The sequence below is a fragment of the Oceanobacillus caeni genome, assembly GCF_019037185.1.
Taxonomy (GTDB): domain Bacteria; phylum Bacillota; class Bacilli; order Bacillales; family Amphibacillaceae; genus Oceanobacillus; species Oceanobacillus caeni.
On sequence record NZ_JAHHXM010000004.1, the window covers coordinates 128,990 to 142,753 of the forward strand.

Consider the following 13,764-nt stretch of genomic DNA (forward strand, 5'->3'; position numbering starts at 1 on the left):
TAAAAATTTTCTGTCACTCCCTATTCAATTTTTTATGCTGATGAGTTAAAAATAGTTTTCATGTTTACACCCCTAAACTATGAATAGAACATTCCATATTATCCCAGATTTGGGGTAAAAAGTTAAGTAGATTTTTGTAGAATTTAAAAGTTTGATAGAATAATAGTAAAATCTTTGATGAAATACAGTATAAGAGATATAATATAAAGCTGTAATATTATGGTCTCGTACAAAAAATGAATATTTTGTTAAATAGTAGAGAAAATAAAAGAAATATTACGGGGCTTTTTTAGTGGATAGGGAAGTAAAGTAAGGAACTTTCACGTCTACATAAGTGCAACTATTGCATTTGCTTAGAAAGCTTAGAGCAAATGCCAAGTTTTCTAAGAATTGAAATACAATACTACAGGAGTACAATTATGCGATTTAAAAACAATAAGATTTTAAAGAAAATTAGAAAACGATTGGTGAAGAAAGTCACGATGGAAGAGGTCTACACATATGATGACCATCTTCATTATAAATTGGTTCTTAAAAATTTCTGGAATTTAAAAAATATAAGAGTCAATTTGATGAGTCGTTCTTCGTTAGAGGAGTTACCATATAAACTTGAACGGAATCTTCTATCGATAAAGGTTCCTATAGATTATATAAAAGAAGACGATTCTAAATTTAATATTAAACTGATTATTAATGATAAGGTTATGTGGATCAAACCATCTGACTCTTTCCTTGAAAACAACAGAAATATAATGGTAGATGATAAATGTTTTTATACCATTGTTCATAAGAAAAATATTATTATAAGAAGAAAATTTGAAGGATTTAGCTTTACTTCACAAAAGGTTTTCATTGAAAGTATTAAAACAAAATATAGTTCAATTTATTTAAAAATGAATGCTTCTTACAATTCTAATGACTTTGAGGTTTATGCTTTTAATAACAATAATAACAAATATAGAGTACTTGAAGCGGAATACATAGAAAATGATACGTTTATTTTGAATGACTTCAGATTATTTTCAATCGGAACTTGGCAGTTATTCATTAAAATTGAAGATCAAATGCATCCGCTCGCTTTAAATGATAACACGCACCAAATCTTTGATACGTTTGGTAATAAAGTAAGGGTTTTAAATGAGAAAGCAGGTCTTTATTTAATTTTCTCTCCACACAAATTAACAACAGAAGTCCATTCTATTTCTTTAAATTCAAATGGTTTTGTTAAGATGGAGTTTGGGATAGAAGACTTAAACAGTGATACTTATAATTACCTAGTAGTAAAAAATATAACAACAGATGAACATAGTAATTTTCAAATCATTTATGATAATGAAAAATGGAAAGCTGAACTTCCAGTTGAAGAATTGATCAAGGATAGCTCCAAAAAGAGCTTTTTCATTGTGGAGGAAAAAGATAATCCGATTCAATATCAATTTGATATATTGAAAGAGGATAGGGGAAACACGATTTCCGCATTTAATGAAATATTTGATTCTCAAAAAGTATCTTTTGCTTTTTATAGAAGAAAAGATAAATCTTTAGGATTTAAAATTGCTTATCCGAAATTGAGAAAGCTAATAACTGAAATAAGTAACTTTACAATGAACGGTTATGTACGCTCTCTAGATAAGTTTGTTGACTGTAAAGCTTACTTATATATAGAAGATAGAAACACCTTCGAATTCATAAGAATCCCAGTTGAAGAAAGGTTTAACATAAATTTGTTAGACCACGATTTGGTTTCTTTAAAAGGAAAAGAAAAGACCGTGATGGACTTTTATATCGTAATAGTAAATAATGAGGATGAAATAATAAGAAAAGAGAAGATCAAATATAAACACTCGGATTATAAAAAGGATAATTACTATGACTATACAGAAATGAAAGATGAGATGCTAAACCAACACCATTTCTTAATTACGACAACGCCTTTTAATAATCTGAAGATAGAGTCCTTTTCCATACCAAACTATATTCATGTCCCAGATGATACTTCACAAAAGGATCGAAATGTTTGGTTAGTGGGAGAAAGATATAATACAGCACAAGATAATGGCTTTGCATTATTCAAATGGTTACGAGAAAATACAACTATTGATGCGTATTATGTAATAGAAAAAGACGCAGAAGATTATGTGAAGATCCAAGACATACCTAACGTTTTAACATTCGGGTCTGAGAAACACTATGAAATTGCATTTAAAGCAAAAGTTTTATTAGGTACTCATGATTTAGAAAATATATTACCTTACAAACCGGCTAGAGGCTTTTTCCATTATGAGAATACATTTAGAGTGTTTTTACAGCATGGTGTTCTAGGTAGGAAAAATGTAGAGTATCACAAAAAATATTATGATTTACCTTTCCAGCTTTTTATTGTAAGTAGTGATGCGGAAAAATATGATATTGTGGTTGACCAACTTGGTTATGATGAAGATGAAGTAGCAATAACCGGTTTAGCGAGGTTCGATAATCTTATTCAGGAAAACGAGCCAAAAGATATTTTATTAATGCCTACTTGGAGAGATTGGATAAACACAGATCAGCAATTTTTAGAAAGTGAGTATTATCTTGCGTATGCAAATCTTATCAAAAACGAAAAGTTATTAAGTTTGTTAGAGCAGCATAATGTTAATCTGAACTTTTATCCGCATTATCGTTCACAAGTTTATTTTAACAAAGATATAGCTGATTTAAGTGACAGGGTTCATTTTATACCTTTAGGATCTATAAGTGTTCAACAACTATTAAAAGATCATGCCCTATTAATCACGGACTTTAGTAGTGTGAGCTTTGACTTTACATTAATGAATAAGCCTGTAATTTATTATCACTTTGATGTTCAACGTTTCTTTAGAAAAGGTATATTAAGACCGGTTGAGGAAACATTTTTAGGAAGAATTGCTAATACAGAGGATGAACTTGTAGAATTAATTGAAGAACGTTTAAACCACAACTTTGAGAATTATGACATGGATATAACCAATATTATTAAATACCAAGATAAACATAACAGTGAACGAATTTATCAGTCGGTAATTGATAAAATGGAATAGTCTAAGAATGTAAAGGAGCACCTTGACGTGAGTATAATAAAAAGATTCCTAACAAGGGTTAGGAGGAGCGGTATCGTTCTATTCTTTTATAAAATAGCCTTTCATTTAATTGGATTACTCCCAAGAAACAAGAAAACGATTATTTTCGAAAGCTTCCATGGTAAACAATACAGTGATAATCCAAGGGCTATTTATGAATATATCATTGAGCATAGACCGGAATACGATGTATATTGGAGTGCAGATAGACGGTTTACAAACCTATTTGAAGAGAACCATGTACCATATATAAAAAGGTTCTCTTTGAAATGGCTTTTAAAAATGGGAACCGCTAAATACTGGGTAATAAATGCTAGGTTACCATTATGGATACCTAAGCCTTTAAATACAGTATATTTACAAACTTGGCATGGTACGCCTTTAAAAAAATTAGGTATTGATATTGATGATGTCAAAATGCCAGGTACTGACACAGAAAAGTATAGAAAGAATTTTCTTTACGAGGCGGGAAAATGGGATTATCTTATTTCGCCTAACCCATACTCGACGGAAATATTTAAGAGAGCGTTTGGTTTTAATAAACAGGTAATAGAATCTGGATATCCCAGAAATGACTTCTTAATTCATTCTAACAATACAGAAACAATTTCTAAGATAAAAGAAAGAAATCAATTACCATTGGATAAAAAAGTAATTCTTTATGCTCCAACATGGAGGGATAATGAATATTTTTCTAAGGGTAAGTATAAATTTAATTTAAAAATGGATTTAGAAAAAATGAGAAAAGAATTAGGAAATGAGTATATTATTATCTTAAGGCTCCATTATCTTGTTGCTGAAAATCTTGATTTAACAGATTATGATAATTTTGTATACGATTTTTCCTCTTATGAGGACATTCGTGAACTTTATGTTATCTCAGATATCTTAATTACTGATTACTCCTCTGTGTTTTTTGATTATGCTAATTTAAAAAGGCCGATGATTTTCTTTGTGTATGATATTGAAAATTATAGGGATAGTCTAAGAGGATTTTATTTTGATTTTGAGGAGAAGGCACCTGGAGCTTTAGTTAAAACAACAGAAGAAATCTTAGGAGAAATAAAAGGAATAAAAGAACACGGCTATCAAATATCAAAGGTTACGGAGGAATTCTATCATAGGTTCTGTAACTTGGAAGATGGAAAAGCTTGTGAACGAGTTGTAAATGAGGTTTTTCGCTAATAAAGGACAGGCTCATCTGTATAGATAGCCTGTATTTATTTGTCTAATCCTAACAAAACTTGTATAATATGATAATTAGTAGACTTGTTTGAAAGGACTAACATATGAAATCGGCGATTCAAGTATTAAAAGAACAATTTAATCATTTTTACTTAGTTCGACGACTTTCTCTTTATGAGATAAAGAGTAAAAATAAGAATAATTATTTAGGTATGTTATGGGAAGTATTGAACCCATCCATACAAATCCTTATTTATTGGTTTGTGTTTGGAGCATTGTTAGGCCGTGCACCAGTCGAAATAGATGGCAAGGAGATTTCGTTTATATACTGGCTCATGGCCGGATTCATTCTATGGACTTTCTTTTTTCAATCTATTATTCACGGATCTAAATCGATTTACACAAGGCTTAGAATGCTATCAAAAATGAACTTCCCAATGAGCATAATCCCTAGTTATGTTATATTCTCACAATTCTATGTTCATTTAGTAATGCTTGGGATATCTATCATTGTTTTTCAATTTGCTGGTTATTATATAAATGTATATTTTGTCCAGTTGTTCTATTATATCTTTGCAGCAGTCTGTTTAACCTTTGCTATTTCGCTTATAACATCAACATTATCGACAATGATTCGAGATGTTCATCTGTTACTTGCTTCGGTATTAAGAATGATGTTATATGTATCTGGGGTTCTTTGGCCATTATCGATATTGAAAGAATACCCACCAATTATTTTAACGATTATAAAATTGAATCCTTTATATTATCTAATGGAAGGATATCGTATCTCTTTCTTTGGATCGGAATGGTATCTAATTACACACTGGCAATACACCCTCTATTTCTGGGTTGTTATCCTTGTTCTATTCCTAATTGGAGCGACATTACACGTTAAATTTAGAAGACATTTTATCGATTACTTGTAAAGGCTTGTGAATGTTATGGAAAAAGCAATCATTGTAAGTAATGTAACAAAAAAATATAAATTATATAAAGGAACAAAAGACCGCTTATTGGATTTAATTACTCCAAAGAGCTACGGAGAAGATTTCTTTGCACTCGCGGGTGTTAACTTTGAAGCGGAAAAAGGGGATATTATTGGGTTCATTGGTATAAACGGTTCTGGTAAGTCCACTTTATCTAATATTATTGCTGGGATTGTCCCTGAAACATCAGGTAAAGTTACGGTGAATGGTCAGTCTTCACTAATAGCTGTTTCTGCTGGTTTAAAAAATGAGTTGTCAGGTAGAGAAAATATTGAATTAAAGCTTCTTATGCTTGGCTTTAATAAAAAGCAAATTAAAGAATTAGAACCGGAAATCATTGAGTTTGCGGAATTAGAAAAATTCATTGATCAACCTGTTAAATCTTATTCCAGTGGGATGAAGTCTCGTTTAGGTTTTGCGATATCTGTTAATGTGGATCCCGATATTTTAATCATCGATGAAGCACTATCAGTAGGGGATAAAGCCTTTGCGGAGAAGAGTTTAAATAAGATGAAGGAATTTAAGCAAAAAGGAAAGACGATGATTTTCGTAAGTCATTCACTCGGACAAATGAAAGAGTTTTGTGAAAAAATATTATGGCTTGAATTCGGGATGGTAAAAGATTTTGGGACAGTAGAAGAAGTTATCCCGAAATATGAGGACTTTTTAAATCAATGGAAGAAAATGGATAATAAAGAGCGGAATGAATATAGGGAAAAGGGATTTGAACGTCAAAAAGAAATATTGTTTCAAAAAAGCTAAGGATATACTAAAAAAGGAAACTTGCCGCATAAGACAAGTTTCCTTTTTTCATTAGTAAGTTGTTTCACCACTTGTAGTTTGTGTTGGCGGTGATATCGTTGGATCGTCAATTATATCTAGATGTGCTTGTAATGTATGTTTTGTCTCACCGAGAGCTAGCTCGTCTAATTTATAGTAATACGTACTACCAGGTTGATAATCAGTACCATCTAGAGTTAATGTTTCGATATCTAGTGACTTGCCTGAAGTACCATAGGTGATGAAACTCTTCATTTCACCAAACTTCATGTTCGTTGTTAGGTTTCCTCCTACGGCTTCGATGACATCATCGATATTCATGATACCGTGTACAGAGGCACCTTTAGCGATAATTGCTTTCATAATTTCTTGTTGACGTTCACCGCGCATGATATCATTATCTTTTTTACGAGTACGAGCTAATGCAAGAGCTTCCTCACCATCTAAGTGTTGCTTTCCTGGTAATAGGTGAATCGCACCTGCTTTGTCTTTAGAGTTTTGTTCTTTTAACTCATAAGGAACATCTACTGTAATTCCGCCAACTGCATCTACAACATCAATAAACGCATCGAAGTTTACTTTTACGTAGTAGTCAATCGGAATATCTAAAAGGTTCTCAACGGTATTAATGGTTCCTCTTGTACCACCAAAAGCATGCGCATGGTTAATTTTTGTTTCATATCCCACTTCTGGAATGTAAACTAGAGAATCACGTGGTATACTTAAAAGTTTAATGCTATTTTCTTTTTTGTTTAAGGTAGCGACCATTAGCGTGTCTGTTCTAGAATTCTTAGATTCCCCACGTTTTTCACTGGAATCGATACCCATGATAAGGACCGAAACATTGTCCTTCGTTGGATCGACCGGAATTTCTCTTAAATCCGATTTTTCTCTTCCATCATCTTCGTATGCACTGGAGAATATGGAATCAGCTTTTAAATATAAATAAGATGCATATGTTAAAATACCTACAAATACAATGACAATTGGTAATAATATATATATACGTTTACGAATTCTGCGTTTTTTCTTACGCCTTACGATCCGTGTTGGTTCGTTTAATTGTCGTTTAGACATTAATTTTAATCCCCTTTAAAAAATTTAATAGGATAAAAGATAAAAAACCTAAACTTTATTTTACTATGAATCTATTTTTTCGTAAATGATTAATTGTGTAAACTTTGTCGAATCATGGAAGATTTGATAAAAAGTTGGAACAATTTCGGATATATTTTTGCTATTCATTATTCAGTATGTAACAATATAATGAAGTATATAAAGTTTATTTAAATTTATATTTAATCATATTGCTTAGATTTCATAATATACATACACTTGGCAAGTAAGAATGGAAAACTTTCAAGGCTCTCGCCATCACTTGTAGCGAGAGCCAGGTTTTCTAATCCTAAATAATAAAAAATTTGGAGTGAATTCATTGAAGCAATTAATTAAAGTCATGACTGTGTTTGGAACGAGGCCGGAAGCAATCAAAATGGCGCCACTTGTTCTAGAATTACAAAAACGGTCATCTGAATTTGAATCTATTGTAACAGTAACTGCACAACATCGTGAAATGTTAGATCAAGTATTAGAGATATTTGACATTACCCCTGACTATGATTTAAATATTATGAAAAAACAACAAACCTTGGCACAAATTACCACACGTGCTTTAGAGGGATTGGACGAGGTAATGAAAGAGACGCAACCAGACATTGTGCTTGTCCACGGAGATACAAGCACAACGTTCGTTGCATCCCTTGCAGCCTTTTATAACCAAATTGCAGTTGGTCATGTAGAAGCGGGACTTCGTACATGGAATAAGTATTCACCTTATCCGGAGGAAATGAATCGTCAGTTAACGGGTGTAATGGCGGATTTGCATTTTGCGCCTACGGAAAAGTCGAAGCAAAATCTTTTAAATGAAAATAAAAGGGAAGAAACAATTTTTGTGACTGGAAATACGGCTATTGATGCATTGAAGACTACGGTAGATGAAAGTTATACAAGTGAAGTTTTGGATAGTCTTGGTGATGACCGCTTAGTATTGGTTACGGCTCATCGAAGAGAAAATCTTGGGAAAAATATGAACCAAATGTTTCGTGCGATTAAACGATTGGTAGAGGCGCATGATGATGTGCAGGTTATTTATCCAGTACATTTGAATCCCGTTGTTCAAAATACTGCAAAAGAGATTTTAGGGAATGATGATCGTATTAAATTAATTGAACCTCTTGGTGTTGTTGACTTTCATAACTTTGCTGCACGTGCTCATTTAATTTTAACGGATTCTGGTGGAGTGCAAGAAGAGGCACCATCCTTAGGGGTTCCCGTGCTTGTTTTACGTGATACGACAGAACGCCCAGAAGGAATTGAAGCTGGGACGTTGAAACTGGCTGGAACCGATGAGGATACGATCTTTGATTTGGCTAATGAGTTGTTAAGTGACGAGTCCGCTTATAATAAGATGGCAAGAGCGTCGAATCCTTATGGGGATGGGGAAGCTTCTAAGAGGATTGCAGATGCAATTATAGCGTACATGAAAAGGAAATAGGTGAATATAATGCGAGTGAGGAGGAGCCTTCACTCGTATTTTAATAAAGGCTTGGAAGAGGAATAAACTAAACCCATGGGATGATGTATTAGCCAGATGGTTATTAATGCTTGTTATGGTCGATCGACGTAATGAAAAAGTTTATGGTGATATTTATCAAGAATTGGAGGGAATAGCCATGAAAGATGCTTTTCAAGGTTGGGAGGAGTTAAGTATGACACAAGAAGAATATCTTGCTTATGAGTCGCGTCTGAAGCGTATTATGGATGACGAATCTTCCAGGATGGAAGCGGAGATTAGGGAGAAGAAAGCTGTAAAAGATAATAAAAAGTCCATTGCACGTAAACTTCTAGCGAAAGGCATGGAACCAAAAGAGGTTGGAGAAGTAACTGAATTGCCGATGGAAAAAGTTCTGGAGCTAAAGGAAGAAATGAGACTGTAAGGGAATTAAAACGAGATAGCTTCTCACCTAGGTTGAGGAGCTTATTTGTTAAGGCTAAGTAGGGTAAGATTAAAGATGATATTTACCAACAATTGGAGGGAATATTCTTCATTGACTTCATCATCTAGTCCTTGTGGTAAAAAAAGAAATAAATAAAAAATAATCCACCCGTCTCCATTATCTAAAAGGGGTGGATTATTGACTTTGGCCTCACAGAGACCATACCACTACGGATATCACTTTTTTATTTGTATACTTTTATTATACAAAAGTATACAAATTTAATCAAACATAGAGAGGTTGTTGTTTAAATAGATAAATTGAGTAATAGACTGTCGAACTATGACTATATTTGACGCATTTACTTCATCGGAATAGTTTAGAATTTGCCTGCTCATAGGGGATAGAGGCAAATAAGGTAGGTTAAACAAACGTTTGATATATTGGAATTCGCATTGGTGACTCATAATTGTGAGGGAAGAATTAGCAATCCAGTACCGAAAGTCGGCACTTGTCTACGTTAATTCGTTAATCACTATCCAAAATCCGTTACACTTCTATGTTCTTTCATTAATCATGCTCATGAGTGCGCTGGACCTATCCCTGTTGTTTACAATAGAAAAAGCCGCATGAAATCAGAATTTAAAATATGATTTCATGCGGCTTTTCATTTTAAATGTGTTCCATCATGGCTTCTTTCCGTGTTTATTCTTCTGAACTTTCCTCAGGGTTTTCTTCGAGTTCGTCATCTTTTGGTGTTTCTGTTTCACCTTTTTCTGTTTCTTCATTATCGTTTCCTGGCGAAAGCTCGGTTTCTTCTTTATTCTGTTCATTTTCATCTGGTTTTTGTTCCGGTTTACCCTCTGGTTTCGGTTTTGGATCTGAATCTTCCGCTGGTTTGGATTCCTCCTTTTTTTGTTTCTCTTTTTCTACTGGTTTACTTTCTTCTTTTTTCGCAGGCTTTGAACCGTTATTTGTATTCGGTTCATTTGCAGGTGATTTATAATTACTATTTGAATTAGAACTAGAATTTGAACCAGGGCTTTGTGAATTCTTATGCTCATTTGTTCCGGTACTTTGATCAGCCCCTTCCTCATTCGTAGTGCCGCTATCACTACTATCTGGGCTAGTCGAATCGTCCACTCTTACAAACACGGCCTGTATATTCTTGTCTCCATTCATCGCTACTTGGATTCTTGCGTTACTTCCGCTAACCGATCCTTCCCAATGGCTAAATAGCCATCCTGATTTAGGCTGGGCGAATAAGGAAATAGATTCTCCTTGGATAAATTGGCTTTCTAAGGTGTCACGAATGATGTTTCCCTCACCAGAAATAGAAAGGTTTAATGTAGCCTGTTTCACTGGTTCAAACACTGCAACGACAGAAATACTGGAATCCAATGTTAACTCCAATGGATTAGTAGTGTCTGTAACATCACCTTCCCATCTGACAAACTCGTAGCCGGCTTTTGGTTCTGCTTCTAACGTTATTTCCGTTCCGGCTAGGTAACTTGTTTTATTTGGTAAGATGGATACCGTTCCTTCTCCTTGGACTTCTGTTTTAATAAACTTATTTTCCCCTTCTACGATGAAGTCAAGTTCTTTTTCCAAATCTTGATACGTTACAGTAAGGCTTGTAACACCTTCATCAATTGCTTTAGCTGTCATTTCTACCCCTTCCGTGTCGGATAACTCCATGATCTTATCGTCATTAGAAATCCACTCGGGGTTTATTTCCATTTCTTCTCCGTCCGCATCCACGCCAGTCACAGATAATTCCATTTCTTGATCGATGGATAGTGGGCCAAATTCTTCTGGTGTGAAGGTCATTTCTTCTACCACTTGTTCCTCAATATGTAATTCATCGTTCTTGGTAATCGAGCCAACCTTTGCGGAAATATCAGTTGTGCCAAGTTCTTCTGCGTGGAACGTCATGACCGTCTCCGATACTTCTTCTAGAGAACCAGAATCCTCATTTTCTAATGTCCATTCTGCTTCAACTGGAAGGGTGGATCCGTCGCTCTTTTTCCATTCCAGTATGATATTGCGGTTATGACCTTTTTGGACGTAGTGTCTGTCGGGAACAATATTTATATTGGATTCTAATTGATCAGCCAATTCGGTTAGTGCTTTATTATCGGTTGCTTTAATTCCATCTTCCAATGTTTGCATCACTTGAGGTAAATCATTCTTTCCTTCGTAGGCAAGGGATATAAAATAGTAAAACCGCGGTTCTTTCGGTTTTATTTGGAGCCCTTCTTCTAATGTTCCGATTGCTTTGTCAAATTGCTCCAATCCCATATAAGCACTCGCAAGACCGACCCTTGCTTCAGTATGGGATGCATCTTCCTCTAGAACTTTTTTAAAAAACTGCCTACTTTTTTCATATTCTTCATTGTCCAAAGCTTCTTTAGCAATCTCTAGATATTCTATTGTAGCATCCGATTGCGTAATTTTTATTGTAAAAAAAGCAGCAATACCAACGATAAGTGCAAGGATTACAATTAAAAAAATTAATCTTTTCCTCTTTCTCCTCTTGTTCCTCATATATCTCATGAAAAATGACCCCTCTAATATATATAGTGGAGTTTAATATTATTATGCATAATTGAAATAATAGAAAACTTTCCACAACCATCTTAAGGTTGATTGAGAAGTTTTATTCTTTTATAAATATTAATTTAGTACTGAATTAAATCAATCCATCTTTTTTTAATAAATCGAATCAATCGGTACTCGTGCATCATTAAATTCCACACTATGCAAGGAGAAAGGTGACCTGTCTTCAAGGTTTATGATTTTAGCTGGTTCTGGAGAAGTGCAAGAAAAGCGTCATCTTTAAGATTTATCATTTTTTTTACGCTATACGACAGTGCGACCACAAGAAATTGAGGCTGAGAGGTTGAAACTGGGTGGAACGGGTGAGGACACTATTTTTAATTTAATATTAAAGTTTTTTTAAATGATGGGCCCATTCGTGAATGATTGATAATGTGATTTTGGGATGCTTTAAAAAAATAAATCGAAAAAGCGTAAGTTAATCTAACCCCCTATGTTGTACAACAAAAAGTCTAACTTAGGAAATTCATAAATTTTACTAGTAAAAGGCACTAAAGACACCTTGAACTGAGAGTCTTAATACCTAAATTAATTGAATTAACACAATATGATATAATAAAGGTATAATAAATTTAAAATTTTAATGGAGTTGGTTCAATGTCGTATGATTTGTTAATAGAAGGATTAGAGATGGTAAAGACTGTTAAATCATGGTCACTAGACGTGATAAATTATAATCATAAGTCAAGGCCGTATGAATATACATGCTATTCACTCAATTTCCAGTCTGACGAAGTATTAAAAAATACAATAAACGATATGTGCTCGAAATTTAATTCAATTATAGATAGATATGGAAGGAAAGTTCAAGAATATACCGGGGCGAACTCTAAAAATGTTGTGGATAAGATTAGTGTTTCTAATAAGTTGATTTCAAAACCTTGGGATTCTTTAATTCAAAGCCTTAGTGTTTCTGATGATTACACAAAATTGAAAGAAATAAAATCAAAAGCTTTTATTTTTGTTGGAACATATAATGATGATAGTAATGATCAAAATATTTATTTGCTATCGAGAAAAAATCCAATCTACACATACAAAAAAGATAGAGCTAAGATTTTCGAATCAAGGCATAACAAGATTAAAGAGATTAGCGAACCACTTATTCAATTTGGTAAAACTTTTGACGCATTAATATATAAAGACACCTTATATACTATTAATAATAATTTTGAGAGTATTTTTCATATGGAGTATTCTCATAAAGTAGTTTGTAAAAACTCCTTACAAACTATTAGGGAAGCTAATGTTATAAAAGACTTTAAATCTTATAATTCCTTTGCACTATCTGGTCAACATCCAAAAAAATTTATTACTTTTGATCCTAGAATCATAGATAATATTCAGCAGGAAAGCAACCTAAAAATTTTAGTGGACGAGCTTAAAATCCCATACGATTATACAAGTAAAAAATTCGATTTAATTGACGAAAAGCAAGCTGATGTCTTTACAAAGGCTATTTGCGGGAAAACTAAATATAATATGTTTACAGACGGTGTTTGTGAGGTACCTAATTCTATCCCTTTAAATCTTTCATAAGATGAAATGGTTTATTAAGTGAAGCTACCTCAATAGTGTTACCTCTTTGAGAGGATATGTTATTTCTACTAATAACTATTACTTGGGTAGTCTTGACATTTTGTTCAGGTTTCCACTTTAATTCGCAATCAAAAAATTTATATCCATTAATTTCAAATATTAAGTTTGCGTATATGTTATTATTTCTGACACATAAGAAAGCCAAAATTATGAAATAAATCAAAAATTGAACAACCTCACTCCACAGAGTAAAATCAAAGGCAAAAAGGGGTAACACATAGGATAGTAAAAATTCCGATGTTATTCCTTTTTCCTGTCTAACTTCTATGACCTTGTATGGCTTATATTCAGAAGCCTTTATACTTGACATGGATTTTAGAATGATAAGTATTGAAAGAATATTAAGTGTTATTATTGTTAGTATACTAATATATTCTGTTAAAAGGTTCACATCATGTTTTATTATATTCAGTGTGTCAATAAATATTACCGTAGCCCATAAAGGGATAAACGATGTAATAAACATTGCTAATTTGAATAGTTGCCCCAAGAAAGCCA

The 13,764-nt window shown here is 33.2% G+C and carries 9 protein-coding genes and 1 pseudogene; 7 read left to right on the plus strand and 3 right to left on the minus strand.

The window, feature by feature from the left end:
• Positions 1-419: 419 nt before the first annotated feature.
• The 4 genes and pseudogenes from KM885_RS04175 (at position 420) to tagH (ending at position 6,034) form a co-directional block, all read left to right on the plus strand.
• Positions 420-3,059: a CDP-glycerol glycerophosphotransferase family protein gene (locus tag KM885_RS04175; RefSeq protein ID WP_216883569.1), complete on the plus strand. Its 2,640-nt coding sequence runs from the start codon at positions 420-422 to the stop codon at positions 3,057-3,059.
• A 3-nt stretch (positions 3,060-3,062) separates the two neighbouring features.
• Positions 3,063-4,283, plus strand: a pseudogene (locus KM885_RS04180) (CDP-glycerol glycerophosphotransferase family protein); the annotation flags it as partial.
• A gap of 104 nt (positions 4,284-4,387) precedes the next feature.
• Positions 4,388-5,212: an ABC transporter permease gene (locus KM885_RS04185; RefSeq protein WP_216883571.1), complete on the plus strand. Its 825-nt coding sequence runs from the start codon at positions 4,388-4,390 to the stop codon at positions 5,210-5,212.
• Between the two features lie 15 nt (positions 5,213-5,227).
• Positions 5,228-6,034: a teichoic acids export ABC transporter ATP-binding subunit TagH gene (gene tagH, locus KM885_RS04190; protein ID WP_216883572.1), complete on the plus strand. Its 807-nt coding sequence runs from the start codon at positions 5,228-5,230 to the stop codon at positions 6,032-6,034.
• Between the two features lie 51 nt (positions 6,035-6,085).
• Here the strand turns inward: tagH and KM885_RS04195 are convergent, their stop codons facing one another.
• Complete coding sequence (locus KM885_RS04195; protein ID WP_216883573.1) at positions 6,086-7,129, minus strand: LCP family protein; 1,044 nt, start codon at positions 7,127-7,129, stop codon at positions 6,086-6,088.
• A 358-nt stretch (positions 7,130-7,487) separates the two neighbouring features.
• Between KM885_RS04195 and wecB the strand changes: the two genes are divergently transcribed.
• A complete protein-coding gene (gene wecB, locus KM885_RS04200) occupies positions 7,488-8,606 on the plus strand; it encodes a non-hydrolyzing UDP-N-acetylglucosamine 2-epimerase (protein WP_276516041.1) in 1,119 nt (372 codons plus the stop codon).
• A gap of 106 nt (positions 8,607-8,712) precedes the next feature.
• Positions 8,713-9,048, plus strand: coding sequence for a hypothetical protein (locus KM885_RS04205; RefSeq protein ID WP_204798762.1), 336 nt, complete (start codon positions 8,713-8,715; stop codon positions 9,046-9,048).
• 705 nt (positions 9,049-9,753) lie between these two features.
• Here KM885_RS04205 and KM885_RS04210 read toward each other — a convergent pair.
• On the minus strand, positions 9,754-11,604 hold the full coding sequence (locus tag KM885_RS04210; RefSeq protein ID WP_216883574.1) for an InlB B-repeat-containing protein: 1,851 nt from the start codon (positions 11,602-11,604) through the stop codon (positions 9,754-9,756).
• Between the two features lie 660 nt (positions 11,605-12,264).
• On the opposite strand from KM885_RS04210, the gene KM885_RS04215 reads away from it, so the two are divergent.
• Positions 12,265-13,206, plus strand: coding sequence for a Kiwa anti-phage protein KwaB-like domain-containing protein (locus KM885_RS04215; protein ID WP_204797786.1), 942 nt, complete (start codon positions 12,265-12,267; stop codon positions 13,204-13,206).
• Here KM885_RS04215 and KM885_RS04220 read toward each other — a convergent pair.
• A complete protein-coding gene (locus tag KM885_RS04220; protein WP_204797785.1) occupies positions 13,184-13,756 on the minus strand; it encodes a hypothetical protein in 573 nt (190 codons plus the stop codon). The two genes, KM885_RS04215 and KM885_RS04220, sit on opposite strands and share 23 nt — an antisense overlap.
• Positions 13,757-13,764: the final 8 nt, after the last annotated feature.

Excerpts from the sequence above, each read along its gene's own strand:
- KM885_RS04175 (WP_216883569.1), top strand. The coding sequence starts at position 420 with ATGCGATTTAAAAACAATAAGATTTTAAAGAAAATTAGAAAACGATTG.
- KM885_RS04185 (WP_216883571.1), top strand. The coding sequence starts at position 4,388 with ATGAAATCGGCGATTCAAGTATTAAAAGAACAATTTAATCATTTTTAC.
- KM885_RS04215 (WP_204797786.1), top strand. The coding sequence starts at position 12,265 with ATGTCGTATGATTTGTTAATAGAAGGATTAGAGATGGTAAAGACTGTT.
- KM885_RS04210 (WP_216883574.1), bottom strand. The coding sequence starts at position 11,604 with ATGAGATATATGAGGAACAAGAGGAGAAAGAGGAAAAGATTAATTTTT.
- KM885_RS04205 (WP_204798762.1), top strand. The coding sequence starts at position 8,713 with ATGCTTGTTATGGTCGATCGACGTAATGAAAAAGTTTATGGTGATATT.
- KM885_RS04195 (WP_216883573.1), bottom strand. The coding sequence starts at position 7,129 with ATGTCTAAACGACAATTAAACGAACCAACACGGATCGTAAGGCGTAAG.
- tagH (WP_216883572.1), top strand. The coding sequence starts at position 5,228 with ATGGAAAAAGCAATCATTGTAAGTAATGTAACAAAAAAATATAAATTA.